Source organism: Acinetobacter nosocomialis (assembly GCF_041021905.1).
In the GTDB taxonomy this organism is placed as follows: domain Bacteria; phylum Pseudomonadota; class Gammaproteobacteria; order Pseudomonadales; family Moraxellaceae; genus Acinetobacter; species Acinetobacter nosocomialis.
Genome location: NZ_CP157432.1, coordinates 853,270 through 879,656, shown reverse-complemented (window position 1 = coordinate 879,656; position 26,387 = coordinate 853,270). Strand labels below are relative to the sequence as shown.

The window sequence follows — 26,387 nt, the reverse complement described above, 5'->3', positions numbered from 1 at the left end:
TATAAATTAAAACTTACTTATATTTAAGAAACTTTCTTTTGTGCTGCCAGTTCTTCAACATAGACCAAAAGTTCAGAGAATTGATTAATCATTGCTTTTGGCTGTGCTTGAGCAAGTTCCTCTGCTGTTCCATAACCATAAGTCACAGCTACCGCCTCAATACCATTGTGGCGAGCACCTAAAATATCATATTGACGATCACCCACCATTAAACACTCTTCTGGATTTAATTGCTCACGTTCAAGAATATAATGGATAAGCTCAGCTTTATTGGTCCGCTCACCCGTTAATTCACTGCCATAAATATGTACAAAATACTGGCTTAATTCAAAATGGTCTAAAATTCGTTTTGCATAAATCGTTGGTTTAGCAGTAGCAACGAACAAACGATATCCTTCTGCTTTTAAAGCTTTAAGGGTTTCTGCAACAGATGGATATACTTCATTTTCAAATAAGCCAATCACCGAAAAACGCTCACGGTAAGCAAGTAAAGCTTGCTCAGCTAGAGCATCATCTTGGGTAGCTAATAATTTTGCTAATGATGCTTTTAATGGCGGTCCAATTGTCCAATCAATATTTAAATCGGCAGCTAAAGGATAACCAAGCTTCTCCATTGCATAACGAATTGATGTATGGATGCCAACTTTAGGGTCTGTTAAGGTTCCATCTAAATCAATCAAAATATGTTTTATAGCCATTCAATCACTAACCCAGTAAAGTATTTAATTCAATTGGTCGAGAGTTTAATTAAACTCTCTTATACTAACGTAAATTTAAATTGAAAAGGAAATAACCGTGCGTCCAACCGTAGTTTGTTTCTCGGGTTTAGACCCTTCAGGTGGTGCAGGTTTACAAGCCGATATTGAAGCGATTGGACAAAGTGGTGCCCATGCAGCAATTGCGTGTACAGCTCTTACCATTCAAAACTCACAACAAGTATTTGGCTTTGAAGCAACCTCAAAAGAACTATTATTAGCCCAAGCAAATGCTGTTGTAGGCGATTTACCGATTAAATGTGTTAAGTCGGGTATGCTTGGCACAACAGATAATATTGCGGCTCTAGCCGAATTTTTACGTGCCCATCCTGACTATCAGTATGTATTAGACCCAGTATTAGTTGCTAATAGCGGTGGTTCTTTAGGAGATCAGGCAACTTTAGTTAAAGCATTTGTTGAGCTGATTCCCCTAGCGACACTTATTACCCCAAATACAGTTGAATTACGTGCATTAACAGGTATTGATGACTTAGAAGAAGCGACTCATAAGCTCTTTGAAATGGGTGCTAAAGCTGTATTAGTAAAGGGGGGACATGAAGATACCCCTAACTTCATTAAAAATAGTTTATATATTGATGGTGAACTTACAGCGAGTAGTACTTGCCCTCGCCTTGAAGGTGAATATCATGGCTCAGGGTGTTCATTAGCAAGTTTTATTGCAGGTCGCTTAGCTTTAGGTGATTCTCTAAAAATTGCAGTACAGCATGCAGAAACATGGTTATTTGGTGTTTTAAAAAATGCCGAAACACCTGTACCTAATGGACAAAAGATTCCAAAACGATTTTAACAACCAAATAAAAAGGCGCTTAAAGCGCCTTTTTATTTATTCCAATTACTGTGGAATACGTAAAACTTGCCCAGGGAAAATCTCATCCGGATCTTTGAGCATTGGTTTATTTGCTTCAAAGATTTTCGGATACTGGTTGGCATCACCATAAAACTCTTTCGCAATTTTTGAAAGATTATCACCAGATTTTACCGTATAAAATTTGCTTTCCGGTTCAGGCGTAGCAACGGTCATCTGGTCATCTACATGTGCAACATGATCGACGTTACCAACAATAAGAATAATCTTTTCTTTATCCGCTTGGCTTTGTACTTGACCATTAATAGTCGCAGTATCAGTTGAACCATTATATGTTACAGATAAGCCTTCCACCCCGAGGCCTAAACTTTTAATCAATCCCAATAATTTATTCGCTACTTCTTGTGCAGAAGGTTCTGCTGGCGTTGCTGGAGCTGGTTGTGGTTCTGCTGGTGCGGTATTTTTCTTACCAATACCTTTTACAAAATCAAAAAGACCCATTTTTAGTCCTCATCTTATTGTTTATAGTAAAGTCATTAAACTGACCCTTATTGTTATACTTGAAAAAAGAGACACCTCTGCTATCAATTGAGGTTGATCTTGTAAAAATATGTATCTCTCTCAATTATTTTACTCAAATAAAAAAAGCCACCTTACGGTGGCCTTCTTTTTAATCAGCAATATGCGAATTAACCAAGTTTTTTAGTTACATAGTCAATTGCAGATTGAACTGTAGTGATTTCGTTTGAATCTTCATCAGGGATAGTGATGTCGAAGTCATTTTCGAAAGACATAACAAGTTCAACTAAATCTAAAGAGTCAGCACCCAAGTCATCCATGAAAGATGCTTCGTTTTTAATCTCTTCAGCTTTAAGACCAAGTTGTTCTGCAACCGCTTGTTTAACGCGTTGTTCGATATCGCTCACAGGAATTCTCCTCATTGCTTGTGGCGTTTGATTTGCCACTAGTTTAATTGAATATAAAAATTTTTAAAAGTTTATACATCGGCGTTAGGCCATGTATAAACCACCATTTACATGTAATACCGTACCGGTAATGTAACCTGCTTTATCACTTGCAAGGAAACTCACCGCATTTGCGATATCTTGTGGCTCGCCTAAGCGATTTAAAGCCACTTGATCACTCATTTTTTTGCGAATGTCTTCACTAAGTACATCTGTCATTTCTGTTGCAATAAAACCTGGTGCCACACTGTTTACAGTGATTTGGCGGCTACCCATCTCTTTTGCAAGACTACGGCTAAATGCTTCAATACCTGCTTTAGCAGCAGAATAGTTCGCTTGGCCTGGGTTTGCAAAGTGAGCTACAACAGAACTGATATTAATAATGCGACCAAAACGTGCTTTCGTCATACCCTTAAGGACGCGTTTAGATAAACGATAAACGGCTTTAAGGTGGATATTGAGGATGTCATCCCAATCATCTTCAGACATACGAAGCAACAAATTGTCTTTCGTAATACCTGCATTGTTAACGAGAACAAGTACAGGACCATAGTTCTGTTCAATATGAGACACGACTGCTTCAATCTCATCGAGATTACGCACATCGAGAGCCAAACCTGCACCTTGTTCACCAAAGCTATCAGTTAGCTTTTGTGCACCAGATTCAGAAGTCGCAGTACCTACGACAAAATAACCGTCTTGAATAAGTTGCTGGGCAATTGCAGCGCCAATGCCCCGACTCGCGCCCGTTACTAATGCAACTTTGCGTTCTTGTGTCATGCAATTTTTCCTTCTGCCACTAAAACAGCATTTAGGGCATCTTCCATTTTGCTCTTACTATCAATAGAAAAAGCTTTTTCAATATTTGGTAAACGCTTTGCGAGATTACTCAATACTGTACCTGGGCCACACTCAACAATGTACTGAATACCTTGGTCTTGAAGAGACTGCATGGTACGAGTCCATTGTACAGACTGGTACAATTGTGCTGTTAAAGCCTGACGTAATTGAGCAACATCGGTAGCAATTCCCGCGTTGACATTTTGTATTACAGGAATGGTAGGTAGCTCAATGGCAGTTTGTTCCAAAGCTTCTGCAAATTTTTCTGCTGCCGGCTTCATCAATGAACAATGCGATGGAACAGAAACCGGTAAAGCAATTGCTTTAGCAGATTGTTCTTTTGCAAGTGCCATAACTTGCTGTACAGATGCAGTACTACCAGCAATCACAACTTGACCTTGTGAATTATAGTTTGCTGCTTCAACTGAACCTTGACCTGATGCACTCACGCTCTGGCACAATTCAACTACTTTATCATCAGCTAAACCAAGAATAGCAGCCATAGCGCCTTCCCCTTGAGGAACAGCATTTTGCATGAGTTTTCCACGCAAATTAACTAATTTAACTGCATCCGCCAAACTCATTGAACCTGCTGCAACTAAAGCGCTGTATTCACCTAAAGAGTGACCTGCAAGGTATTTAGGGGCTAAACCACCTAAATCTAACCATAAACGCCATAAAGCAATACTGGCAGTTAATAATACAGGTTGGGTATTTTCTGTTTGGTCTAAACCTTCACCACTTTGTGCAATGTGCCAAAGATCAAATCCTAGCGCGTCTGAAGCTTCGGCAAAAGTTTGCCCAACTCCACTAAACTGTTCTGCGAGTTCAGCGAGCATACCAACTTTTTGTGAACCTTGACCTGGAAACACAAATGCAGTTTTTGTGGCTAAAGCTACTTGTTCAAGACGTTTAGCAGACATAAGAAATCCTTTTTGGGTTTTCACTCATTTCTCTGGAGCGGAAATTTAACATTTAATTTGTATATTTATAATTGCGAAAAACAACAAAAAAAGGGAGCTTTCGCTCCCATTTTTTCTATACTTAAGCATCACGCTTAATGCATATCATGCAATTATTCAGCATCAGCTGCTTTAGCGAATAATTGGCGACCACGGTAGAAACCGTCTTTAGTCACGTGGTGACGACGATGAGTTTCACCAGTTGCTTGGTCTACTGTTAATGCATTCTCGGTTAAAGCGTCATGTGAACGGCGCATGTCACGGCGAGAGCGACTTTTACGGTTTTGCTGAACGGCCATGATGGCTCCTTACAAAGATCGAAAAAATGGATCAGAACAAATTCAGTTGTCTTATCTCATAATCATAACACAAATTATGAGTTAAGTTTACCCTTCAAACCTGCCAAAACATCAAACGGGTTATCCCGTTTCTCTTCGACAACGTTCTGAATGGTAGGTTGATGTTTATGTTCACAAGCATCATGCTTGGGAGATAAAGGCATCAACAATAACAGTTCATCTTCTAGTAATGCGAGTAAGTTGATCGAAGCAGGTGTATCAAAATCACCTTTTGTCGAAGACTCACTTTCACCTAAAACGATGAAATCAGCATCCTCATCCAAGCGCTCTATCAGTGACTCATCATCTACAAGTGCAATATGAAAGTCAGAAACAATTGGCATTTCAACAGGTTCCAAACAACGTTGGCACTCCATTGGAACTTTTGTTTCCATGTGACCATCTAACCACACAATGCGATGATAGGCATCCATTGATAGCTTACAGTCTATGTTGATCAATTGGTTATCAATTGATCCAACAGCTTCACGAGCAATACGTGCAAGACGAGACAATGGCAGTTGACCTGACCATGTAAAGCCTTGTTCAGCCCATTTAAACGGCTCAATCTGTGCCGGAAAGGTATTTGCTGACATAATTAAGGCGGCAATTCTACAAATTCATCGGTACTCTGTCAAAGATTAAGATACAATTTTGTACTTCTTTAGACAGAACTCGGGGTAAATTAAGCAATGCACCTGTTGCAGCCGCAACCTGAAGTTAACACTTCATTACTCGTTTGCACCCATTCAACTCACCAAAACACTCTTTTACCTGACGTGGTGCAACTCTCACCATGGCCAAGCTCAAAATTAGAGTCTGAGCAAGTTGATTGGCTTATTTTACACTTTAATCACTGGTTTTCCCACCATAATGTGACATTAGTTCGTGGAGAATTTGAACCAGAATATTTCCCAGCAAATGAACATGAGCCAGCTAAAATCCAATTTGCTCATGGTTTTTTCAATAGCGCTTTGCATGAAATTAGCCATTGGACAATTGCAGGTGCAAAACGACGTCTGTTGCCCGATTTAGGTTATTGGTATGCGCCAGATGGCCGAACTAAAGAACAGCAGGATTTATTTGAACAAGTAGAAATCAAACCTCAAGCCATTGAATGGTTATTTGCCCAATCGTTTGGCAGAAAATTTAGAGTATCTCTAGATAACCTAACAGGTGATGGCGGAGATGGCAAAAAGTTTAAAGATAATGTTTATACCCAAGTCCAACGTTACTTTTCTGGTGAAGCTAAACTACCTGTTGATGCAGCAAGATTCATTGAATGTATTTGCCAATGTACACGAGCAGGTACAGCGTTACAATTAGATGAATTTAAACGTGAACTCCTTGATTAAATGACAAAAAAACTACGTAAGTTACTTGCTTCCGAAGTTTGAAAAGTCTAATACTATTTTTAATACTGGCGTGATGGAGTCTCTAAAATATGCTGCATTTACATGTACATCCTGAAAATCCACAGCAACGCCTCATTGATCAAGCGGTTGAGCGTATTCGTGCAGGCGATGTTGTGGTCTACCCGACAGATGCTGCCTATGCAATCGGATGTCAGATTGGTAATAAAAATGCGATGGAACGTATTGCCCAGATTCGTGATTTAGGCCCTAAGCATCAATACGCAATTATGTGTTGTGATTTATCAGATATCGCGACTTATGCAAAAGTTGATAATGCGACGTATCGGTTATTAAAAGCAAATACACCTGCCATTACGACTTTCATTTTACCTGCAACAAGTGAAGTTCCACGCAGGTTAATGCATCCTAAAAAGAAAACGATTGGTTTACGCATTCCAAGTAACCCGATTTGTCAGGCTTTATTAAAAGAACTTGGTGAGCCTTTACTTACAAGTACATTAATTTTACCTGGACAAGAAGACCCACTTGATGATCCTTACGATATTGAAAGTCAGTTGTCTAAACGTATTGATGTCTTTATCGATGGTGGTTTTGGTACTTTAACAACAACTAGTATTGTTGATTTATCGGGTGAACATCCGGAAATTATACGTCACGGTGCTGGAGATGTAAGTGCTTTCGAATAAGCACTTATTCTCCTTTTTACCAATAGTTAAAAAAAAAGTATTATCAAGAAAAAAAATACTCTTTATTTAGTTTGGATTTTTTTTACACTTTAGTCGTTAAGCAATTTATTAAAAGCCACAATTCCTTTAGAATGTTTTTCACTATCTGCTGTTCTTCTGCTACAGCTCTTATTGACTTGAAAACAAGTCTCATGCTTTTGAAAATTCGCGTGGCTTATAATCGTAATGAACCAATCACTTCATCAATCCATGGAAGACGTTCCACACATCCGTGTTTTAGATGAGTGGCACGACACAATTCCTGAAGATCTTTATATTCCTCCGGCTGCTTTTGAGATTTTACTCGAACAGTTTGAAGGACCACTCGACTTTTTAATTTATCTGATTCAGAAAAACGGTTTTGATTTAATTCAGCTCGATATTGCACCTATTGCAACTCAATATTTAGCTTATATGGATAGCATGAAATCCTTAAATATTGAGTTGACTGCCGACTATATGGTGATGGCTGCTCTATTGGCTGATTTGAAATCTCGCTTACTCTTACCTAAACCTACAGTAGTGAGTATCGAAAAAGATCCTAAACAGGATCTTATTGATCGACTTGAAACTTATTTACGTATTAAACAAGCTGCTGAGCGTTTAGGTCAAATGCCAGTTCTTGACCGTGATACATTTAGTGCCAATGTAAGCTTAGGTCATATCGCGCCTGTTTATGAAGGTTATGATGTTTCAGCATTACATGACGCTTTGTTTTGCGTATTTAATCGTCCTGAACCCGTAACACACACAATTGCGCAAGAGCCTGTACTGTTAGAAGAACGTATTGCTTATATTGAAGAGAAATTAGAGTCAGGCGACGTGTTAAGTTTTAAAGAATTACTTAATCCCCAACAAGGCCGTATGGGAATGGTTGTAACTTTTATGGCTGTTTTAGAATTGACCCGACAACAAAAGATTAAAATTATTGCTACAGGTATTGAAGCTCCATTGGCTATTCAAGGGTCTGCGGCATGAGTTTTGAACAAAATAATAATGATTTGTCATTAGCTGACATTCATCACGAAGTTTTATTGCAACTTGAAGCGATTATTTTTGCCAGTGAAGCACCTGTTTCGATTGCTCGTTTAAAAGAAGCTTTTAATAATCAATATAACAAACAACAGCTTCGTCAGCTTTTACAACAACTTGCCCTCTTACAACATGGCCGCTCTATTGAGTTGATTGAAACCGCGCAAGGCTTTCGTTTTCAGGTAAGATCCAAATATCGCAATATTATTGCGCAGATTTGGCCAGAGCGACCAACAAAACTGTCGCCATCTTTACTAGAAACCTTGGCTGTCATTGCGTATCATCAACCAGTCACGCGTGCTGATATTGAACAAATTCGTGGTGTATCTAATAATAGTCAGATTCTCAGAACGCTATTTGACTGGAACTGGATTAAAGAAGCCGGTTTTAGAGATTTACCCGGAAGACCTGCGTTGCTAATTACAACGCCTCAATTTCTGAATGCTTTTGGTCTAGCCTCTTTAGGCCAATTGCCTCCCCTACAGAACGCCAAGGAAGCATTTATGGCTCTCGATGCGAATGCACCGAAATCATAAAGAGGTGGACTGTTGATCATTATGTCTAAGGTTGTGCTGTCATGAGTGAAAAATTGCAAAAAGTATTAGCGCGAATCGGATTAGGTTCTCGCCGATATATGGAAGAGGTTATTGCCGCAGGACGCGTGAGTGTAAACGGCCGCGTTGCCCAAGTGGGTGAGCGCATTGAACCAGGCGATGAATTACGCATTGATGGCCGTAAAGTTCAGTTCCAGATCGAAGATGAAATTCGTCGTCGTGTACTGATTTATTATAAACCAGAGGGTGAGATCTGTTCACGTAATGACCCAGAAAAACGCCCAACTGTATTTGATCATTTGCCACAAATTGCAAATGACCGTTGGGTAATGGTAGGTCGTCTGGATATTAACAGTACAGGTTTATTACTATTTACAAACGATGGTGAGCTTGCTAACCGCTTAATGCATCCATCTAATGAAATTGAACGTGAATACGCTGTACGTGTAATGGGTGAAGTAACACCACAATTACGCCAAAACATGGTCAATGGTGTAGAGCTTGAAGATGGCCCAGCCAAGTTCGAATCTTTCTCTGAAATTGGTGGTGAAGGTATTAACCGCTGGTATCAAGTTGTAGTGAAAGAAGGCCGTAACCGTGAGGTTCGCCGTATTTTCGAATCGCAAGGTCTTAAAGTAAGCCGCTTATTACGTACTCGCTACGGTACTGTTATTTTACCACGCGAATTACGTACTGGTCGTTGGATGGAACTCGATAAAACTGATATCGACAACTTAGCTAAATCTGTTGAGTTGAAACCACGTCAAGGTACAGGTTTATTTGGTATGGCAAAACGTCGTACTGATCGTATGACCGAAAAACCAATGGCAGCACGTCGTGGTGGTTATTTACGTCAACAACGTCGTGATGATGAAAAAGAAGCACCAGCTAACACAGGTAATCAGCGTAAATCGACTGGTTTTAACCGTGGATTTAAAAAGTTCTAAGTAAAATTTTTAAATCAAAAAAACCGCTCACTTTAGAGCGGTTTTTTATTATTTAATTTCAATTAATTCATTTTTGCTAGTTCAATCCATTCAGCTTCTGGAAAATGAATAGCTAAGTAGTTCTTTAAATAATTTGAAGTATCCTGCGAAATTAATGGATCTTTTGATTCATCTTTTAAGTTATAAACCAAAGCTTTTAATTTCAGACCGCGTGACTTAAGTGCTTCGAGACTAAGCAAAGTATGGTTAATACTTCCTAGACGACCAGATGTCACCAAAATAACAGGAAACTGATGCTGAGCAACATAATCAATGGTGAGTAAACTGGTGGTTAAGGGCACCATTAAGCCACCCGCCCCTTCTAATAATACAATTTCAAAACGCTCAGCTAATGTTTGAGTCGCATTTTCAATTTTTTGAAAATCGATTTCTCGGTTATCAAGTCGCGTTGCTAAATGAGGTGAAGCAGGATAACTAAAAATTTCGGGCATAGTCAGCTTATCGTGATCTTCTTGAAACCAACCTTGCCCCATAATTTCACGATGCTTTTCAATATCTTCAGAAATATCAGCATTACCTGTTTGAATGAGTTTTTGGGTAATTACTTTTTTACCCTGCTCAGTCCATAATTTTGCTAAAAAACCTGTCGCGTAGGTTTTACCAATTTCGGTATCAATCCCACTGACAAAATAGATCTGACCACTCATTTACTTCATTCTCCGGGCAATACAATAAATTGGGTGATATGTTAGGGCATATCCCTCGGCGTGCTTATACCGATCATAATCTTGATAAAACTGCTGTAAAGTTTGCTTCGTCCAACGGTGCTGCGCTGTCGCTGTTACACCAGTCGCTTTTAAATGTTGTAATACAGCTTTAGGTAAATCGAAATAGAGCTGAGTTTCTGACTCAGATAGATACAGAACTTCAAAACCAGCCTGAGTTAAGGCACTGTTCCAACTTTCAAGATTCCAATAATTTAAACCTTGTCCGGTTAGCTCTTTAATTTCAATGAGGTTCTTAGGGCCAAATGTTGAAAAGCATAGCCAACCACTGTCAGTTAAAACATCATTACAACGCTTCAGCAAAAGCGGCAAATCCTGCATCCATTGCAAGGCAGAACCTGAAACAATCATATCGAGCTGCTGAGGGAGTTCTAAGGTTTCAACATCTCCAATTAACCATTTTAAATGCTCTTCATGATTGAAGTGCTCCTGCACCTCTGAGTACAAATCATTCAAAATTAAATCTTCAATTTGAAAAGCTTCAACAAGCAGACGAGTTAAATTACCAGAACCACAACCAATTTCAAAAACACGTCGTATCTTGCTTGGGCAAAACTGCTTGAGTAAGCTTGTTAAATTTTGACAAATTTGTTTTTGAACAACTGCGTGCTCTGAATAGCTTTGACCTGCTTTAGCAAAACGCTCGGCAACTAAATTTTTATTCAGACTCACAGAAAACTCACCAGTGCTTCAAGCTCGTGTTGCTCGACCATTGACGTTAAAGAAATACGTAAACGCGAACTATTTTTAGGTACTGTTGGTGGGCGTACAGGCATGGCATAAAAGCCGCTTTCCTGAACCTGTTTCGCCTTATCGATAGCAGCCTGACTTTCTCCCACAATCACTGGAATAATATGGCTGGTCGATGGGCTCAGATAACCCTTTTGTACCACTGCTTGTTGAAGATATTGGCTAATATTTTTTAAGTGTTCACGCTGAGGTTGAGCCACTAATACTTTTTGAAAAATAAAATTTGCCCAAGCCATAACAATCGGAGGTTGAGCGGTACTAAAAATAAGTGGGCGCATTTTGTTAATGAGATAATCTTTAATAATTGGATGGCAAATAATATAACCACCGACTGCTGCTAATGCTTTACCTAAGGTACCAACTAGAAAATCAATTTCCTGAATTACATTATATTGTTCAGCGCACCCTAAACCTTGCTGTCCTCGTACGCCAATTGAATGCGCTTCATCGACATATAGCATGGTTTTAGCAAAACGTTTTTTAAGCTGGACTAAAGCGGTTAAATCCGTTTCATCACCATCCATACTAAAAATACTTTCTGTGACCACAATGATTCGTTCAATCTTGTCATCATCATGATACTTTTGTAGAAGTTGCTCTAAATGCTGTAAATCATTATGTCGATACCGTACATACTGGGCACCAGACAAACGGATCCCATCAATCATACTGGCATGAACTAACTTATCTGCCAAAATTAAAGTTTTACTATCAGCAACAGCGGGCAAAATACCAATATTCATATGGTAGCCACTATTGAATAATAGAGCCGCCCGACCACCAAATGCTTGGCTTAGGCTATTTTCCAACTGTTCATATTCATCAAAATTGCCCGTTAATAAACGTGAAGATGAAGAACTAAAATAGCTGCGTTCTAATGGATAGCTATCTAAAAACTCTTGACGAAGATTGATATCAGCTGCCAAACCAAGATAGTCATTTGAAGCCAAGTTAAGCATCGTTTTATTTTGAATCGTAATAAAACGACCATGCTGCACATTTTGGGTAAATTGTCTGAAGTTACCTTGTCGTTTTAACTCATCTAACTCTGTAGCAAAATGATCGAGCAATGACATCTTAATGTGCCCTCTGCATCGTTTTAACTACTTCAACCAACTGTTCGAGCAAGTCACTTAACTCTTGCTGAGTGATGACATAAGGCGGCATGACATAAACTAATTTTCCAAAAGGACGAATCCAGATTCCACGCTCTACAAATTGTTGCTGTAAAGTTTTCATATCAACATTAAAGGTGAGTTCTACCACACCAATCGCCCCGAGCACTCTTACATCAGCAACATAATCAAGCTGGCTTAAAGGTGCTAGATATTGGCTAAGCTGTTGCTCAATTCGCTTAATATTGGCCTGCCAATCTTGCTCAATTAATAATTGCGTACTTTTTAAAGCAACGGCACAAGCGAGTGGATTGGCCATAAAAGTTGGGCCGTGCATAAATACCCCAGCCTCACCGCGACTAATGGTTTCTGCTACATGCTTTGTCGTTAAAGTCGCAGACAAAGTCATATAACCGCCCGTTAACCCTTTACCTAGGCACATAATATCCGGCTCGACTTGAGCATGTTCCCAAGCAAAGAGCTTACCTGTACGACCAAAACCAGTGGCAATTTCATCCAAAATTAATAACAGATGATATTTTTCACAAAGCGCTTTAGCCTGACGTAAATATTCAGGATGATAAAAGCGCATGCCCCCTGCACCTTGGACAATCGGCTCAATAATAAGTGCAGCCAGGTTTTCATGATTTTGCTGAATAGCTTGCTCTAGCTCGGCAATATCTTCTTGGTTCCACTCTTCATGAAATTTGGTTTGCGGTGCTGCTACAAAAAGACGGTTCGGTAAACTTGTACCAAAAATCTGATGCATGCCTGTCACAGGATCACACACAGACATCGCATTCCAAGTATCACCGTGATAACCAGAACGTGTAGTAATAAAATTTGTTTTTTGTGGTTGGCCTTGTGCTGTCCAGAATTGCACAGCCATTTTCAAAGCCACTTCAACGGCAACCGATCCTGAATCTGCATAAAAAATTTTATCGAGACTCGGTGGTGTAATTTTTAAAAGAATTTTGCCAAGTTCAATAGCAGGATCATGAGTTAAGCCACCAAACATGATATGTGACATGTTTTGTAGTTGATCGGTCACTGCCTGATTAAGTTCAGGGTGATTATAGCCGTGAATTGCACACCACCAAGACGACATACCATCAATTAAAGTTCTACCATCATCAAGTTCAATCGTTGCCCCATAGGCACGCTTCACTTTAAATGTTGGTAAAGGTTGGGTCATTGAAGTATATGGATGCCAAATATGTTCCAAATCAAAATTATCGGTCATCCTCTATACCCTTTTACAGCAATCAAATCTTTCATTTAGCACATGTTAAACCTGTTAAGAATGAAAGAAAATTGCGAGATCAACCAAAGCTTATGAACTTTGCTGATGAATTGTTAAAAATTGGCAGATTTCTTCAATTGTTCTTTCAGCCTGCAAGTAAGGAAAAGCGTGTGTAGCGTCTTTTAGCAACTTATAAGTCATGTTTTCTGTAGCGAAATCCTTAAAATTATCGATAATTTTGCAAGGAATGACATTATCTTGTTCAGCAAACAGGTGAAGCTGTAGACCTGGATAATTTTTCAAGTTATCTACCAAGTTTAACTGTTCTAGCATTTTTAAACCGTCTACCAGTATTTCCTGTACGGGTGGATTTGCGATATTTTGTACGCTCATCCAATCTTGTTTCGCTTGAGATGAGCCAAGTGTAATCAAATAATAAAAACGCTTTAAAGTGGCTTGTGGGTTTTGTAAAAAAGACCCTTTAAATTGACTAAATACATCAGCAGGCATTGCAGTTTGCCAATTATCATGAGCAACAAAACAAGGATTCGACGCGAGCGTAATTAAAGTTTTTGTTTGCCCTGTTTGCTTGTAAAAAATATCAACCAGTTGAGTTGCTAACTGCCCACCTAAGGACCAGCCTATTACCACATCAACTTCAGCCACTAAATCAAGCTGTGCTTGAAAGCTACTATCTAAAAGATTAAAAATATTAATCAGTTGTGTGTCATAGCCAAATTTATTCAAACCTAATTTTAACGATTGCAGAGGTTCTATACCTACTCCCCACCCTGTAATCAATAAAATTTTATTTTGTAACTTCATGTGCCTATCCACAGTCAACTTTAGGAAGATTATATATGAAGTTCAATTCTAAATATCTTTTAAAATCAACAGAACGCTTGAATTTCAAAAAGTAAAATCAGACATTTATAGTCAATAAATATTCTGAAATATATTGATATACAAGAGCTAAAATATTTATATGAAATATACAAAACTTTAATTATCTAAACATTGAAGCAAATCAAAAAACAACATAATCCACACTTCACCCATAAATCCATTGTGCAATGTAATTAATGTTAATACTTATGTTTTTTTATTAAAAAAAATGACTCATCAATTCATTTTAATGTTAGAAGATTAATTAATGATCAAAATAATGGGCAGATTAATATGAATACTCAAAGTGAAATATCTGACGGGAGAGAAAAAGATACATATTTTGTTACACCCAACGATATTATAAATACCTTACCTGTAGATCAAAATTATTGTTTATTTCTGGATATTGATGGAACATTAGCTCCATTTCAAATTCATCCTGAGCATAGTTTTATACCTAATACTACATTAGAAGTTATAAAAAAAATTATTGAATTAAATATACCAGTGATTGCTGTAACAGGACGTGATGTTGAAACAGCTAGTAAGCTATTTCAGTCTATTGAAATTCCTATAGCTGGCTTACATGGTTTAGATATTTATTTTGATTCCGACAATTATATTCGTCCAGATTTAAGCAATATTAATTTCAAAAAATTAAAAGAAGATATTATAAAATCTTGTGAAAAATATCCCGATTTATTAATTGAGGATAAAGGACATTCTATTGCTTTACATTATCGAAAAAAACCAGAATTAGAAGATAATGCATTTTATATTATGCAACAAATTAAATATTTCTATCCTCAATTAAAATTAAACAGAGGTAAATTTGTCATTGAGTTATTACCTAAACAGGCAGATAAAGGTAAAGCAATTCAAACAATATTAGACCATCTTAATTTACCATTAATTCATCCAATATTTATTGGAGATGATTTAACGGATGAATCGGGTTTCACTTTTATTAATCAACAATTTGGCACTTCAATTAAAGTAGGTTCTGGTGAAACAGAAGCTCAATATAGATTAAAAGATATTAACAGCGTTTCTAATTTTCTTTTTTTCTTTCTAGAAAAAATAAAAAAGTTATACGTCAAAAATAGTCAAGATCAGAATGGAGAACAAATATGTCTAAATTAATCGTGTTATCGAATCGAATAAGTATGCCATCAGGTAAGGCCTCCGCAGGTGGCCTTGCAGTAGCTGTACAAGACGCATTAAATGACAGTAACGGCATTTGGTTAGGCTGGAACGGTCAGCAAATTACCGATACTGAAGCGCCTGAATTCGATCAGGCATATTCTCATGGAATTGACTACATTACCTGCCCTCTTACACATCAGCAATATGCACAGTACTACTGCGGTTTTGCTAACAAAGTTTTATGGCCTGCCATGCATGATCGAGATGAACTGATCGAATATGATGCTGAAGAATATAATACTTACCAAAGGGTTAACCGTTTATTTGCTGAAAAATTAAAAGAGATTGCTCAGCCTGATGATCTGATTTGGGTACATGACTATCACTTTTTTAGTGTAGCTCGTCATTGTCGTGAATTAGGTATGCAAAATAAAATCGGTTTCTTTTTGCATATTCCTTTCGCAAGCTTAAACATTTGGCGCAAAATTCCAGTTGCACTGCAGTTGGTACAAGACCTTTGCCAATATGATGTAGTTGGCCTACAAACCCAAGCCGATCAAAACACCTGTATGCAAACGTGTATGGGCTTACTTGAAGCTCAAAAAATATTAAGTGACCGAATCAGCTATAAAAAACGTCAAGTACTCATAAAGTCCTACCCTATTGGCGTGCAACCAGAACTTATTCAGCGCCAAGCACAACAGGCATTTCATACTCCCTATGTATTTAACTTTGAAGATATACCACGTCAAAAAACCATTATTGGCGTTGACCGGATTGATTATTCAAAAGGTCTGCTTGAACGCTTCAATGCATTTGCGACCTTCTTGGAAACTAACCCTGAATATCATGGACTGGTACGCCACCTTCAAGTTGCAACACCTTCACGTACAGATATTCCGGCTTATCAACGCTTATACCAACGTTTTAAAACTAAGTTAGAACTGATTAATGAAGAGTTTGCACACGAAGACTGGCGTCCAATTGATTGTTGCTACGACACTGTTCAACATGACAGTCTCATGCATATTTATCGTCGCTCTGATATTTGCTGGATTAGCTCATTACGGGATGGTATGAACTTGGTCGCAAAAGAATATATTGCGGCTCAAGATTCAGAGAACCCAGGTGTGCTGATCTTATCTAAATATGCCGGTGCTGCTGAGCAAATGACTCAGGCCTTAATTGTTGACCCATTAGATCGGGCAGCGATGATGGATACTCTAAAAACCGCTCTAGAGATGCCTAAAGCTGAACGTATTAATCGTTATGAACAGTTAATAGAAGGTCTGGCAGCCACTGACCTTAGCGATTGGAGAAATAATTTCTTGAAAGATCTTGAAAATGCTCCAACCTTTACGAAGACTAAGTTGTCATTACAAGACAAGTATCAACCCACTTATCATGTTTTGTAATGATTTAAGCTTATAGAACATCGAGAAGTTTTTCTCGATGTTCTATCGGTTGGTAAATTGACTTAAGTTATTTTGCCTTTACAAGAGTAAAGCGATTGAGTATGGCAATCATAGTTAATAAAACCGCTACCCCAGATAACACTGTGGTTAGACTGGTCCACTGGCCAATCAAGCCAATTAAGGCGGGACCACTTAATGAACCTGTATAAGCAATCGTTGACACTAAAGATAGTGCCGCAGCCTTCGGCATATCATTTTGGCGTCCAACACGAGAGAACATGACTGGTACAATATTAGAACAGCCTAAACCCAAAAGTGCATAACCCAATACGACAACTTGCCAAACAGGTGCCATCACAATAGTAACCATAGCAAGGGCTGCAACAATTGCACTATAAGTCACAATAGTTTTCTCACCCCATTGTTTTAACAAGAGATGCCCTGCAAAACGACCACTTGTCATACTAAGCGCGAAGAAAGTATAGGCCAGCCCAGCAAAAGCAGGGTTAAGATGATATTTACTGGTCAAATAAATACCACCCCAGTCCATTGCTGCACCTTCTGACAAGAAAGCAATAAAACACATCATTCCAATCAACAGGATCGCACCATTCGGGCGCGAAGTTTTTTTAGGTGCGTCAGTTATTTCAGCTGCACCTTGTTCATCTTGCTCAAATGTTGTTAAAGCAGATGGAATAGCAACAAAGCTCACGACCATTAAAATCATGACCACAGATAGCGTACTCATGAGTGGTGAAAGGCCAATTGCTAGTAGCGTGGTGACGAGCATGGCGCCTATTAAACCACCAAGGCTGCACATACCATGGAAACTAGACATAAGCGCACGTAAGCTGTGTTTTTCCACCACAACTGCCTGCAAATTAATAGCAACGCCAAGGCTGCCTGCTGCTGTACCAAAAATAAATAACGCCACAGCCATCGATACAAGACTATGCCAGATCGTTAAACTTGGTAGTAATACCATTAAGAGTATGGTCGCCATAGCAATTAATGGACGACATCCCCAACGCTTAACTAAAGCCCCTGTCGCAGGCATAGCAATCATTGAGCCGATTCCCATACAAAGCAGCAATAAACCAAAATTTGCATGATTTAGGTTTAAACGTTGCTGTGCATAAGGAATGAGTGGTGCCCAAGCAGATATCGCAAAGCCCAAGCTAAAAAAGCTAAGACGAGTTGCTAATCGTTGTGTGCTTAAGAGAGTAGCTGTATCTAAAACAGCAGGTTTGGAAAATAACATATACGCGAAGCTCACCATAAAACCATTGGCGATCCATACCAACCGATTCCCCATAGAAAAACCCCTGCCTTATTAAGTTCCAGGCAAGGGTTTTTGTTGGCGAAATTATATCCAATTCCACAAAAAAAACATGGGGTCTGATACAAATTTTCTGACTTTTTTGTAACTGCCAAAGCCTTATATAGTAAGGCTTTGAATATATTCAATTTGACATTATTAACATCTAATCATTGACTTCATTTTATTAAAATAAGCAAATAAAAAACCCAGCTTAAGCTGGGTTTTTCACATCATTAAATTTGAGACTGAATATAATTTTGCAGGCCAATCAGTTCAATTAAACACAACTGTTTTTCAAGCCAATAAGTATGGTCTTCTTCAGTATCTGATAATTGTTGACGTAACATGTCACGACTGATGTAGTCGCCTTTTTCTTCACAAAGTTTAATACCTGTCGCTAATTTTTCACGCACATGATATTCAAGTGCTAAATCAGCTTTTAAGCAAGATACAACGTCTGTACCAACATTGATATCTTCACGGTGCATGTTTGGTTTGGCACCTAAAAACAATACACGACGAATGATTGCATCGGCATGAGAAGCTTCTTCTTGCATCTCATGGTCAATACGCTCATAAATCTTGTTTAGACCCCAATCTTCATACATACGAGAATGGATTAAATATTGATCACGGGCAGCCAACTCTCCGCCAATGAGCATATTTAAATAGTCTATGACTTCTGGATTGCCACGCATAATAAATCTCCTATCGTATGAGTCTATTATGGGCAAACTTAAAAATGATTGCAAAATAAAAAATAGTTAAGTTTATGATTTTTATCAAATTAAAATGAGAAACATACGCATTTGCAGTTTAAGTTATTTAAATTTCCTTTGCAAAAAGAAACGCTTGTCCGATTTATAGGCTCAGACAAGCGTTCAAATATGGCATAAACCATCAATTTATAAATTTGTAACTAAAATCAATGGTTCTTATTTCGCTAAGTCTTTTAGCTCAAAGTCTGCCCATAACTCGCCATGAGTGATAAGAAATCTGTTTCATTCATGACAGGAATACCTAATTTCGCAGCTTTTTCTAATTTTGAACCGGCCTTTTCACCTGCAACCACACACTTCGTTTTGCTTGATACGCTACCGCTTACGCGCGCCCCTAATGCTTGTAGCATTTGAGTGGCCTGATCACGAGTCATTTGCTCTAATGTGCCTGTAAGTACCCAGCTTTCACCATTTAAGGGCTGGCGTGTTGGTGCAGTTGGCGCATCCCAATGAATACCCGCGACAATTAAACGATCAAGTACTTCAATGTTATGCGGTGCCAAGAAGAAATCAGCAATCCACTCTGCTGTAATATCCCCTACATCTGGGGTTTTCTTCAAAGCTTCTACATTCGCAGCTTTAAGGGCCTCAAGCGTTTGGAAGGTATTTGCTAACATTCTAGCCGTTGTTTCACCTACTCCACGAATACCTAAGGCATAAATAAAACGTGCTAGAGTTGTTTTCTTACTTACTTCGATCGCATCTATTAAGTTCTGTACTGACTTTTCTCCCATTTTTTCAATGCCCAACAGTGTTTCTCTGTGTTCATGCAAATGGTAAATATCAGCCACATCTTTAAGTAAATCGAGACGTAATAAAGATTCTACCCAACGATCTCCCAAACCTTCGATATCCATCGCTTTACGCGATACAAAGTGGCGAATGGCTTCAATACGCTGTGCAGCACAATATAAACCGCCTGAACAACGTGCGAGAGCCTCACCTTCAGGCATCACTACAGGAGATGCACATACTGGGCAGGACTCTGGTAAATGAACAACTTCTGCTTCAGCAGGACGGAACTCTGGCCAAACTTTTTCTACTTTAGGAATTACGTCACCCGTACGGTAAACACTTACAGTATCTCCAACGCGTACATCTAGACGGTGAATTTCTCCAATATTATGCAAAGTCACGTTAGAGACAGTCACACCACCCACAAAAACAGGGTTTAAGCGTGCTACAGGCGTTAAAGTCCCTGTACGCCCTACTTGCCAGTCAATTTGCTCAACAGTCGTAAGAGCGGCTTGTGCAGGGAATTTATAAGCGGTTGCCCAGCGTGGTTCTCGGCTTAAGAAACCAAGCTGCTGTTGTTGTTTTAAGTCATCGACCTTTACGACCATGCCATCAATTTCAACTTGGAGGCTTGGACGTTCTTGCTGAATTTGCTCATAACGCTGCTGTACTTCTTGAATTGAATTACACAAGTACTGACGCTCAGCAATTTGGAATCCAAGTTCCGTTAACCATTGCAAGCTATCATGCATAGTGGTGAGGCCATGATTTGGTTCACATTGTGCAATTCCATACGCGTAAAATGCCAAAGGTCGGCCAGCAGCAATATTTGGATCAAGTTGTCTTAAACTTCCTGCAGCTGCGTTTCGAGGGTTAGCGAAGGTTTTTTCCCCTTTTGCTTCCTGATCGGCATTGAGTTTTTCAAAACCAGACTTGGGCATGAGTACTTCGCCCCGTACTTCAAGTAGACGAGGTATTTCATATTTTTCTGAATGCAGAACTTTAGGTAAGTTACGAATGGTTTTAACGTTTTGAGTAATATCTTCGCCAGTTTCACCATCCCCACGAGTTACACCACGAACCAGTACGCCATTTTCATACCATAGTGAAATCGCAAGACCATCGAGTTTTAACTCAACTTCATATTGTACTTTCTGGTTTGGTAGTCGCTCTTCTACACGGCGTGCAAATGCAAATAAATCTTCTTGGTTAAATACGTTACCAAGTGAAAGCATTGGCACCACATGCGTCACAGTCTCAAATTTTGAAAGCGCTTGACCACCTACTTTCGTAGTTGGTGAATCGGTTTGTACAAGTTCCGGATATTGCTCTTCTAAAGCTTTTAACTGATGAAATAAATGATCATATTCACTGTCCGAGATTGTCGGCTGATCCATAACATAGTAGGCATGGTTATGCTTTGCAATCAGTTGAATAAGCTGACGCATCTGTTCGATCACGGAAGTTATTGCCATTATTTTATTCACCATAAAAAAGGGTGGAAATTTCTCCACCCTGAGCTGCGACTAGATATTTTGCAATTATCGCAACCTATACCAAAAATTTAAACTAGGCTGTTGCCTGTGCTGGACGATAATCAATCACATGATGGCGCCAATGTTCTTTTAACTGCGGCGTAAATTCAAGATTATTTTCATCATAAACCTTACCATCAATTTCACGAGCAATCAGGCCTGCAATACTGGTCATCATGTCAAAACCTGTCACGGCTTTACTGTTTGGAAGTGCAAGGAAAAATGCCAAGCCTTGAACTTGTTCAGTAGATAAAGTTTCTAAATCGAAACCAGCAGGACCATTATCGGTCATACGAAGTACAGAGAACATGAGTGCACTTGGTTCATCTGTATTTTCATAACGATGGAAACAAGACATTTCACCGTAACGTAAACCATATTTTAAAAGTACTTTCAGTGCTTTATCGCCCGATAATGCACGGCGCGGATTTGGATAGACATTTAATGCAATAATCTGTTCAGCCATTGCTAATGCACTTTCGTCGTCAAAACGCTGTTGCTCATGTAGATGTACATCCAGAATATTACTTTCACCTTCAAACTCGGCAATTTCAGCCGTTTCAATATTCGGATTTAAGCTTAATTCAGGTTCTGCTTTAGAATGCTCTTCTATCACTTTTTCTTCTGATGAGCCAACAACTTCTGGTTCAGCAGAAACGGTATCAACTAACTCAACTGAACTATTTTCACTTACAGTTGGGCTAACAGTATTTTCTTCAGCTTTAACTTCTTCTACTGGCGTATTTTCAACGGGTACTTGTGTCTGGACTGTTTGAGCTTGGGAAGCCTGTTCTAGTTCTTTTGTTTCCTTTTCTTTTGGCTGTTCCTGCTCGCTTAAAGTTGGTTCCACGCGTTCAGCAACGGCTGCTGACGTAACAGCAACTTCTGGCTGTTCAAGTTGATCTCGCACATGACGAGGGATAACTGGTTGATTACTTTCAGGATTAATATGTAAATCACTGTCTAGCGAGGGTTCAGCATGGTTCGGCTTTTTTAAAATCATTCTTAAGCCAATTAGCATGATAATAATGGCAACAACGATGCCAATAATCGTATTGATTTCCATTCTATGACTCCGAAACTAACCCGTATTCTTTTGCCTGTTCTAAATTGACAGTGACTAATTTTGATGTACCCGGTTCAGGCATGGTTACACCCAACAAGTCAGTTGCCATGGTCATCGCCAGCTTATTATGTGTAATGTAAATGAATTGTACATGTTCAGAAAGCTCTTTTACCAAATTACAATATCTCTGTACATTCGCATCGTCGAGTGGAGCGTCCACTTCATCGAGTACACAAAACGGTGCCGGATTTAACCTGAAAATAGCAAATACTAATGCTAACGCTGTTAATGCTTTTTCTCCACCGGAAAGTAATGCTAGAGAACTGTTTTTCTTACCCGGTGGCCTTGCCATGAGCTTAACCCCAGATTGCCAATCATCCTCAAGACTTAAACTGGCTTCACCACCATTAAAAACTTTTGGAAATAGATTTTGTAACTCTTGATTAATCTGATCAAAAGTCGACATAAACAACTTACGGGTTTCTTGGTCAATGCTCTTCATCGCATCTTTTAACTGAGTTACCGTATTTTCCAAGTCTTGAATTTGATGGCTCAACTCATCAAAACGCTGAGAAACCTCTTCAAACTCTTGTGAAGCAGCTAAGTTAACTGCACCGATTTTTTCAAACTGTTTCTGTACTTTTTCCAGTTTTTGCTGGTGGTCGGTTAAATCTATTTTCAAGCCCGTTTGAAGCTCGGCATTTAACTCTTTGAGCTGTTCTTGATAGTGCTCACGATCAGACTTAGCTGCTTGCCATGCTAAACGTTTGGCTTCAAGTTGCTCTCTAAGCTTTTCATCTTGCTGTTGGTATTGATGACGTTGGTCTGTAAGCGTTTGTTGCTTCTCTTGAACACTATTAAGCTCAATCTGCCATTCATTCCATGTCTTTTGCAGCTTTTCGGTTTGAGCAAATTGTTGTTGAAACTCTGACTCAAGGTTTGGCAACTCTAACTGAATAGGTTCAACAAACTTTTTCGCCTGTTCCATTTGCGCTGTAATTTGTTGATATTGGCTCTGCAAGAACGAAATATCTTTTTCAAGTAGCTCAATCTGTTGAGTTGTCTGCGTACTATTACGGCGTAAAATCTCACGTTCTTGTTGTTGCTGTTGTAAGACTTGTTGCTGTTCTTCAAGCTGCTCTGTTAATTCTTCTACCTGAAATTGCAAAGTTTTATAGTCAGGTAAAATGGTTTCAAGCTTCATTGCTAATGCATGCAAATCAATTTCAAGATCGTCTTTTTGCATTGCATCTTCTTCAAGCTGCATATCTAACTGAGCGAGTTGATCTTTCAATTGTTGTTTTTGCAATAAAAATGCTTGTGCTGCTGTTTGCTGTTTAGCAATTTGAACATCTAGCTGTTGCAAGTCTTTTTGCTTTTGTTTAATGGTTTGTTGTTTCTGCTGTAAGTCAGCTTGTAGCTGTGTAAGTTTTTCTTTTTCCTGAACTACCGTTTCATCTAATGCTTGTAGTTCAGGTTGCTGCTTGTGAAGAACTTGTTCAATTTCGTCTAGACGAATACGATGACTGAGCATACCTTGCGCACTTTGACTTTCGTCATCATACATAAGAGCAATTACCCAATCTTGCCCAACATGATAACCATCTAAAGTCAAAATAGACTGGCCATGTTGCAATTGCTTTTGTTCATTTAAAGCATGAGATAAATCTTGTGCAATCGCCACATTGGAAAATATTGAAAGCTGCGGTGACGCAATCCAATCATTCAAGCAAGTCAGGTTGCCCTTAAATTTGCTTGATTGCTCTGAAGGTTTTAACTGGCGAGCAATTCCTTCCTGAAAGGCTTGTTCAGTTTCAACAATATGTGCCTGCAACCATTTTGCTAAAAACTTTTCAATAATCTGTGCATGTGGCTTACCCTGCTCCGTTAACTCTAGAGCCTGCATTAAACGTAGCGTATCTTGGTTTTGCTTTGGACTTTGTTTAGCAACAAGCTGGTTTAAGTTTTTCTGCTCAGATAATAAAACTTGTATTTCAGTTTTCAGTACTTGTTGCTGATTTTTAGTTGCCTGATGCGCTTGTTGAGACTGTTCAATCTGTTGCACATACTTCTCAATATCAGCCTCTAAGGTCGAGATTTCACGACAAAGCTGCTGTTGCAGTTGCTCAAGCTCGCCTTGTTCATCTTCATGTACTTGCGATTGGATCTGGTTGGCTTGATGTTGCAGTGTTTCTTTTTGCTGTTCAATACGCTGAACATTTTTGCCTAATTGCTCGATTTGAGCAGACATTTGCATTTTTTGCTGCTGTTGTTTTTCAACCTGAGCTTTTACTTGCTCAAATTGTTGCTGCGCTTGCCGCTGCTGTGATTGTAAACCGGCAAAATTTTGCTCTGCTTCAGCTGCTGTATGCTCAATTGCCGTTAAAGCTTCAGTTTGTTCTTCTAACTGACTATTCAGTGTTTCAAGCTGTAGTTCGGAAAGTTGTAAACGCTCTTTCGTCTGAGCTTTTTGTTGTTCTAATTGAACAAGAGTTGTACTGTTTTGCTGAAATAAACTCTGTTTTTGTTCTAGAGTCATTTTAAGTTCAGACAATTTTTTTTCAGCTTGTTGCCATTCTTGTTGTAGTGGTGAAGATTGCTGAATAAGTCTCTGAAATAAAGCACTGGTCGATTCTAAATCATGTTCAATCGTACTTAGCTCAGAACGAACTAATTTAAATGTTTCCCCCAGTTCGTTCATTTGAACCGTATATTCTTCTTGTAGGCGTACACTTTTCTCTGCCTGAAAAGACAAAATTTCAATTTTGAGTGTACGAATCTGGCTTTCTAACGTTTTATATTGAACCGCTGCTTCTGACTGACGCTTAAGTGTTTTGAGTTGTGATTTTAACTCAAGCGCAATATCTTCCAAGCGTGAAAGGTTTTGCTCCGTATGTTCAAGGTGCTGCAAGGTTTCGCGGCGACGCGCCTGATAACGCGAAACACCTGCTGCCTCCTCAATGAAAATACGCATTTCTTCAGGTTTGGCATCAACCAAGCGGTTGATCATGCCTTGTTCAATGACTGCGTAAGAGCATGGCCCTAACCCTGTTCCCAAGAAAATGTCAGTAATATCACGGCGGCGACAACGTGTACCATTTAAGAAATACTCAGATTTACCTTCGCGAGTTACCTGACGACGAACTGCGAGCTCATTATAAGCGTTATAAGCTCCACCTAATTTGCCATAGGTATTGTCAAAACGCAGTTCTACACTGGCAACACCAACTGGCTTACGCTTGGATGTTCCGGTAAAAATAACATCTTGCATGCTACCACCACGCAGCTGACGAGCGTTTGACTCCCCCATCACCCAGCGGATCGCATCAATAACATTGGATTTGCCACAACCATTTGGACCAACCACTGCTGTGCGGTTCGCCTTAAAATTTAAAGTTGTACTATCTGCAAAAGATTTAAAGCCGGAAAGTTTTAAACTGCTTAAACGCATAATGCCCTAACTAGCGGCGTGAGCGTCTCGCCCAAGCCAATTCAATCTGTTTCATTCGTGTCAGCGATTCCAACACAAGGTTACGTAAGTGTCGACAAAAATCTTCCATAAATAAAGCGGCTTGTTGTGATTTTCGGATCAAAATTGCATCAGTCACGAGTTTAAATAATGCAAACGCTTCTTGCAGTTCCCTTTTAGAGGTATTTAGCGTCAAAAAATAACTACGACGTAATGATGGTAATAATTCTTTATAAAATTTCATTAAATAAGGATTACCGACCATATCTTGCTGTTCAGCCAGATATTGGAAAATGGCATCGTAGAATTTTTCGATATCGCCTGCTTTTACATGTTCAAGAAGCTGTTCTAACAAGAGCTGTAATTGATCAGCTTCATGGGCGCGCCATGTTTCACTGATGCGTTGTACAATATGCCCCAATAACATCATATTTGTATCAAACAGTGCTTTCACTTGTTGTGCCGACATTTCTGAAACAATTGCACCCCGACGCGGAAAAATCTCAATAAGATGCGTACGTTCAAGCAATAATAATGCTTCACGAACTGACCCCCTACTTACATCAAGCTCTTTCGCAATACGAAGCTCTTGTATGCGTTCGCCTTCGACCAATTCGCCGCTAATAATCTGTTCGCTAATATATTTGACAATTTGCTCAGAAAGACTCTCTGTCTCTTCGAGATTCATAAATCACCCGCTACTTTTTATATGCATTAATCCATGCTTTTCTTTCGCATCCTTGTTTTTAACTGATCCCATCCATTAAAAACTATGTCATTGTCTGACAATTTTATTGCATTTTAAGCCAACCCGCCCAAA

At 39.0% G+C, this 26,387-nt stretch carries 26 protein-coding genes; 8 read left to right on the top strand and 18 right to left on the bottom strand.

All coding sequences use genetic code 11. The annotated features are described in order from the left end of the window. Positions 1-23: 23 nt before the first annotated feature. The gene (locus tag ABLC00_RS04160) at positions 24-698 is read right to left on the bottom strand and encodes an HAD-IA family hydrolase (RefSeq protein WP_017398083.1); all 675 of its coding nucleotides are present in this window, start codon (positions 696-698) and stop codon (positions 24-26) included. Between the two features lie 97 nt (positions 699-795). Between ABLC00_RS04160 and ABLC00_RS04155 the strand changes: the two genes are divergently transcribed. Beyond that, complete coding sequence (locus ABLC00_RS04155) at positions 796-1,563, top strand: hydroxymethylpyrimidine/phosphomethylpyrimidine kinase (RefSeq protein ID WP_044423277.1); 768 nt, start codon at positions 796-798, stop codon at positions 1,561-1,563. A gap of 45 nt (positions 1,564-1,608) precedes the next feature. Here the strand turns inward: ABLC00_RS04155 and lysM are convergent, their stop codons facing one another. The 6 genes from lysM to ABLC00_RS04125 all read right to left on the bottom strand — a co-directional run bounded on the left by lysM (position 1,609) and on the right by ABLC00_RS04125 (position 5,282). Further along, on the bottom strand, positions 1,609-2,082 hold the full coding sequence (gene lysM / locus ABLC00_RS04150; protein ID WP_002050305.1) for a peptidoglycan-binding protein LysM: 474 nt from the start codon (positions 2,080-2,082) through the stop codon (positions 1,609-1,611). A 188-nt stretch (positions 2,083-2,270) separates the two neighbouring features. Continuing rightward, positions 2,271-2,507 carry an acyl carrier protein gene (gene acpP / locus ABLC00_RS04145; RefSeq protein ID WP_001279871.1) on the bottom strand — a complete coding sequence of 79 codons (237 nt, stop codon included), beginning with the start codon at positions 2,505-2,507 and terminating at the stop codon, positions 2,271-2,273. A gap of 84 nt (positions 2,508-2,591) precedes the next feature. Then, positions 2,592-3,326 carry a 3-oxoacyl-ACP reductase FabG gene (fabG, locus tag ABLC00_RS04140; protein ID WP_033846744.1) on the bottom strand — a complete coding sequence of 245 codons (735 nt, stop codon included), beginning with the start codon at positions 3,324-3,326 and terminating at the stop codon, positions 2,592-2,594. Next, complete coding sequence (gene fabD, locus ABLC00_RS04135; protein ID WP_001274818.1) at positions 3,323-4,309, bottom strand: ACP S-malonyltransferase; 987 nt, start codon at positions 4,307-4,309, stop codon at positions 3,323-3,325. Before fabD ends, fabG begins: the two co-directional genes overlap by 4 nt. A 152-nt stretch (positions 4,310-4,461) precedes the next feature. Next, entirely contained in the window at positions 4,462-4,647 is a 186-nt protein-coding gene (rpmF, locus tag ABLC00_RS04130; protein WP_000290730.1) for a 50S ribosomal protein L32, read from the bottom strand. Between the two features lie 74 nt (positions 4,648-4,721). After that, positions 4,722-5,282 carry a DUF177 domain-containing protein gene (locus ABLC00_RS04125; RefSeq protein ID WP_002050389.1) on the bottom strand — a complete coding sequence of 187 codons (561 nt, stop codon included), beginning with the start codon at positions 5,280-5,282 and terminating at the stop codon, positions 4,722-4,724. A gap of 96 nt (positions 5,283-5,378) precedes the next feature. Here ABLC00_RS04125 and ABLC00_RS04120 point away from each other — a divergent pair, with 96 nt between their 5' ends. The 5 genes from ABLC00_RS04120 (at position 5,379) to rluB (ending at position 9,320) form a co-directional block, all read left to right on the top strand. After that, positions 5,379-6,041, top strand: a complete 663-nt coding sequence (locus tag ABLC00_RS04120; protein WP_033846743.1) for an elongation factor P hydroxylase — start codon at positions 5,379-5,381, stop codon at positions 6,039-6,041. 89 nt (positions 6,042-6,130) lie between these two features. Next, positions 6,131-6,748 (top strand): L-threonylcarbamoyladenylate synthase, encoded by a 618-nt coding sequence (locus ABLC00_RS04115; RefSeq protein WP_002050309.1) that lies wholly within the window; start codon positions 6,131-6,133, stop codon positions 6,746-6,748. A 225-nt stretch (positions 6,749-6,973) separates the two neighbouring features. Then, the gene (locus ABLC00_RS04110; RefSeq protein ID WP_006581110.1) at positions 6,974-7,765 is read left to right on the top strand and encodes a ScpA family protein; all 792 of its coding nucleotides are present in this window, start codon (positions 6,974-6,976) and stop codon (positions 7,763-7,765) included. Continuing rightward, positions 7,762-8,355, top strand: a complete 594-nt coding sequence (gene scpB / locus ABLC00_RS04105; protein WP_002050325.1) for an SMC-Scp complex subunit ScpB — start codon at positions 7,762-7,764, stop codon at positions 8,353-8,355. Before ABLC00_RS04110 ends, scpB begins: the two co-directional genes overlap by 4 nt. 41 nt (positions 8,356-8,396) lie before the next feature. Continuing rightward, positions 8,397-9,320, top strand: coding sequence for a 23S rRNA pseudouridine(2605) synthase RluB (rluB, locus tag ABLC00_RS04100; protein ID WP_004710314.1), 924 nt, complete (start codon positions 8,397-8,399; stop codon positions 9,318-9,320). 62 nt (positions 9,321-9,382) lie between these two features. On the opposite strand, the gene bioD is transcribed toward rluB, so the two are convergent. The 5 genes from bioD to ABLC00_RS04075 all read right to left on the bottom strand — a co-directional run bounded on the left by bioD (position 9,383) and on the right by ABLC00_RS04075 (position 14,038). Next, positions 9,383-10,027 (bottom strand): dethiobiotin synthase, encoded by a 645-nt coding sequence (gene bioD, locus ABLC00_RS04095; protein ID WP_002050388.1) that lies wholly within the window; start codon positions 10,025-10,027, stop codon positions 9,383-9,385. After that, positions 10,028-10,777: a malonyl-ACP O-methyltransferase BioC gene (gene bioC / locus ABLC00_RS04090; protein WP_002050352.1), complete on the bottom strand. Its 750-nt coding sequence runs from the start codon at positions 10,775-10,777 to the stop codon at positions 10,028-10,030. It abuts the gene before it with no gap. Next, complete coding sequence (locus ABLC00_RS04085; RefSeq protein WP_033846742.1) at positions 10,774-11,931, bottom strand: 8-amino-7-oxononanoate synthase; 1,158 nt, start codon at positions 11,929-11,931, stop codon at positions 10,774-10,776. The genes bioC and ABLC00_RS04085 overlap by 4 nt, the downstream gene beginning before the upstream one ends. A 1-nt stretch (position 11,932) precedes the next feature. After that, positions 11,933-13,213: an adenosylmethionine--8-amino-7-oxononanoate transaminase gene (gene bioA, locus ABLC00_RS04080; protein ID WP_033846741.1), complete on the bottom strand. Its 1,281-nt coding sequence runs from the start codon at positions 13,211-13,213 to the stop codon at positions 11,933-11,935. Positions 13,214-13,303: 90 nt separating this feature from the next. Then, on the bottom strand, positions 13,304-14,038 hold the full coding sequence (locus ABLC00_RS04075; protein WP_044423260.1) for an alpha/beta fold hydrolase: 735 nt from the start codon (positions 14,036-14,038) through the stop codon (positions 13,304-13,306). Positions 14,039-14,392: 354 nt separating this feature from the next. Here ABLC00_RS04075 and otsB point away from each other — a divergent pair, with 354 nt between their 5' ends. Both otsB and ABLC00_RS04065 read left to right on the top strand, forming a co-directional pair. Then, positions 14,393-15,244 (top strand): trehalose-phosphatase, encoded by an 852-nt coding sequence (gene otsB, locus ABLC00_RS04070; RefSeq protein WP_033846739.1) that lies wholly within the window; start codon positions 14,393-14,395, stop codon positions 15,242-15,244. Continuing rightward, complete coding sequence (locus tag ABLC00_RS04065; RefSeq protein WP_033854328.1) at positions 15,232-16,662, top strand: trehalose-6-phosphate synthase; 1,431 nt, start codon at positions 15,232-15,234, stop codon at positions 16,660-16,662. The genes otsB and ABLC00_RS04065 overlap by 13 nt, the downstream gene beginning before the upstream one ends. A 67-nt stretch (positions 16,663-16,729) precedes the next feature. Here the strand turns inward: ABLC00_RS04065 and ABLC00_RS04060 are convergent, their stop codons facing one another. From ABLC00_RS04060 to ABLC00_RS04035, 6 genes are all read right to left on the bottom strand, one after another. Further along, the gene (locus tag ABLC00_RS04060; protein ID WP_080775612.1) at positions 16,730-17,923 is read right to left on the bottom strand and encodes an MFS transporter; all 1,194 of its coding nucleotides are present in this window, start codon (positions 17,921-17,923) and stop codon (positions 16,730-16,732) included. A gap of 293 nt (positions 17,924-18,216) precedes the next feature. After that, positions 18,217-18,681, bottom strand: a complete 465-nt coding sequence (gene bfr, locus ABLC00_RS04055; RefSeq protein ID WP_348941189.1) for a bacterioferritin — start codon at positions 18,679-18,681, stop codon at positions 18,217-18,219. Positions 18,682-18,935: 254 nt separating this feature from the next. Beyond that, a complete protein-coding gene (ligA, locus tag ABLC00_RS04050; RefSeq protein ID WP_033854327.1) occupies positions 18,936-20,972 on the bottom strand; it encodes an NAD-dependent DNA ligase LigA in 2,037 nt (678 codons plus the stop codon). Between the two features lie 94 nt (positions 20,973-21,066). Then, complete coding sequence (locus ABLC00_RS04045) at positions 21,067-22,098, bottom strand: cell division protein ZipA C-terminal FtsZ-binding domain-containing protein (protein ID WP_033846734.1); 1,032 nt, start codon at positions 22,096-22,098, stop codon at positions 21,067-21,069. Between the two features lies 1 nt (position 22,099). Next, positions 22,100-25,549, bottom strand: a complete 3,450-nt coding sequence (gene smc / locus ABLC00_RS04040; protein ID WP_348941187.1) for a chromosome segregation protein SMC — start codon at positions 25,547-25,549, stop codon at positions 22,100-22,102. Between the two features lie 10 nt (positions 25,550-25,559). After that, positions 25,560-26,255, bottom strand: a complete 696-nt coding sequence (locus ABLC00_RS04035; RefSeq protein ID WP_001047228.1) for a GntR family transcriptional regulator — start codon at positions 26,253-26,255, stop codon at positions 25,560-25,562. Positions 26,256-26,387 lie beyond the last annotated feature (132 nt).

Coding starts and splice junctions, on each gene's coding strand:
- ABLC00_RS04160 (WP_017398083.1), bottom strand. CDS start 698: ATGGCTATAAAACATATTTTGATTGATTTAGATGGAACCTTAACAGAC.
- lysM (WP_002050305.1), bottom strand. CDS start 2,082: ATGGGTCTTTTTGATTTTGTAAAAGGTATTGGTAAGAAAAATACCGCA.
- fabG (WP_033846744.1), bottom strand. CDS start 3,326: ATGACACAAGAACGCAAAGTTGCATTAGTAACGGGCGCGAGTCGGGGC.
- fabD (WP_001274818.1), bottom strand. CDS start 4,309: ATGTCTGCTAAACGTCTTGAACAAGTAGCTTTAGCCACAAAAACTGCA.
- rpmF (WP_000290730.1), bottom strand. CDS start 4,647: ATGGCCGTTCAGCAAAACCGTAAAAGTCGCTCTCGCCGTGACATGCGC.
- ABLC00_RS04125 (WP_002050389.1), bottom strand. CDS start 5,282: ATGTCAGCAAATACCTTTCCGGCACAGATTGAGCCGTTTAAATGGGCT.
- ABLC00_RS04120 (WP_033846743.1), top strand. CDS start 5,379: ATGCACCTGTTGCAGCCGCAACCTGAAGTTAACACTTCATTACTCGTT.
- ABLC00_RS04115 (WP_002050309.1), top strand. CDS start 6,131: ATGCTGCATTTACATGTACATCCTGAAAATCCACAGCAACGCCTCATT.
- ABLC00_RS04110 (WP_006581110.1), top strand. CDS start 6,974: ATGAACCAATCACTTCATCAATCCATGGAAGACGTTCCACACATCCGT.
- scpB (WP_002050325.1), top strand. CDS start 7,762: ATGAGTTTTGAACAAAATAATAATGATTTGTCATTAGCTGACATTCAT.
- rluB (WP_004710314.1), top strand. CDS start 8,397: ATGAGTGAAAAATTGCAAAAAGTATTAGCGCGAATCGGATTAGGTTCT.
- bioD (WP_002050388.1), bottom strand. CDS start 10,027: ATGAGTGGTCAGATCTATTTTGTCAGTGGGATTGATACCGAAATTGGT.
- ABLC00_RS04085 (WP_033846742.1), bottom strand. CDS start 11,931: ATGTCATTGCTCGATCATTTTGCTACAGAGTTAGATGAGTTAAAACGA.
- bioA (WP_033846741.1), bottom strand. CDS start 13,213: ATGACCGATAATTTTGATTTGGAACATATTTGGCATCCATATACTTCA.
- ABLC00_RS04075 (WP_044423260.1), bottom strand. CDS start 14,038: ATGAAGTTACAAAATAAAATTTTATTGATTACAGGGTGGGGAGTAGGT.
- otsB (WP_033846739.1), top strand. CDS start 14,393: ATGAATACTCAAAGTGAAATATCTGACGGGAGAGAAAAAGATACATAT.
- ABLC00_RS04065 (WP_033854328.1), top strand. CDS start 15,232: ATGTCTAAATTAATCGTGTTATCGAATCGAATAAGTATGCCATCAGGT.
- ABLC00_RS04060 (WP_080775612.1), bottom strand. CDS start 17,923: ATGTTATTTTCCAAACCTGCTGTTTTAGATACAGCTACTCTCTTAAGC.
- bfr (WP_348941189.1), bottom strand. CDS start 18,681: ATGCGTGGCAATCCAGAAGTCATAGACTATTTAAATATGCTCATTGGC.
- ligA (WP_033854327.1), bottom strand. CDS start 20,972: ATGGCAATAACTTCCGTGATCGAACAGATGCGTCAGCTTATTCAACTG.
- ABLC00_RS04045 (WP_033846734.1), bottom strand. CDS start 22,098: ATGGAAATCAATACGATTATTGGCATCGTTGTTGCCATTATTATCATG.
- smc (WP_348941187.1), bottom strand. CDS start 25,549: ATGCGTTTAAGCAGTTTAAAACTTTCCGGCTTTAAATCTTTTGCAGAT.
- ABLC00_RS04035 (WP_001047228.1), bottom strand. CDS start 26,255: ATGAATCTCGAAGAGACAGAGAGTCTTTCTGAGCAAATTGTCAAATAT.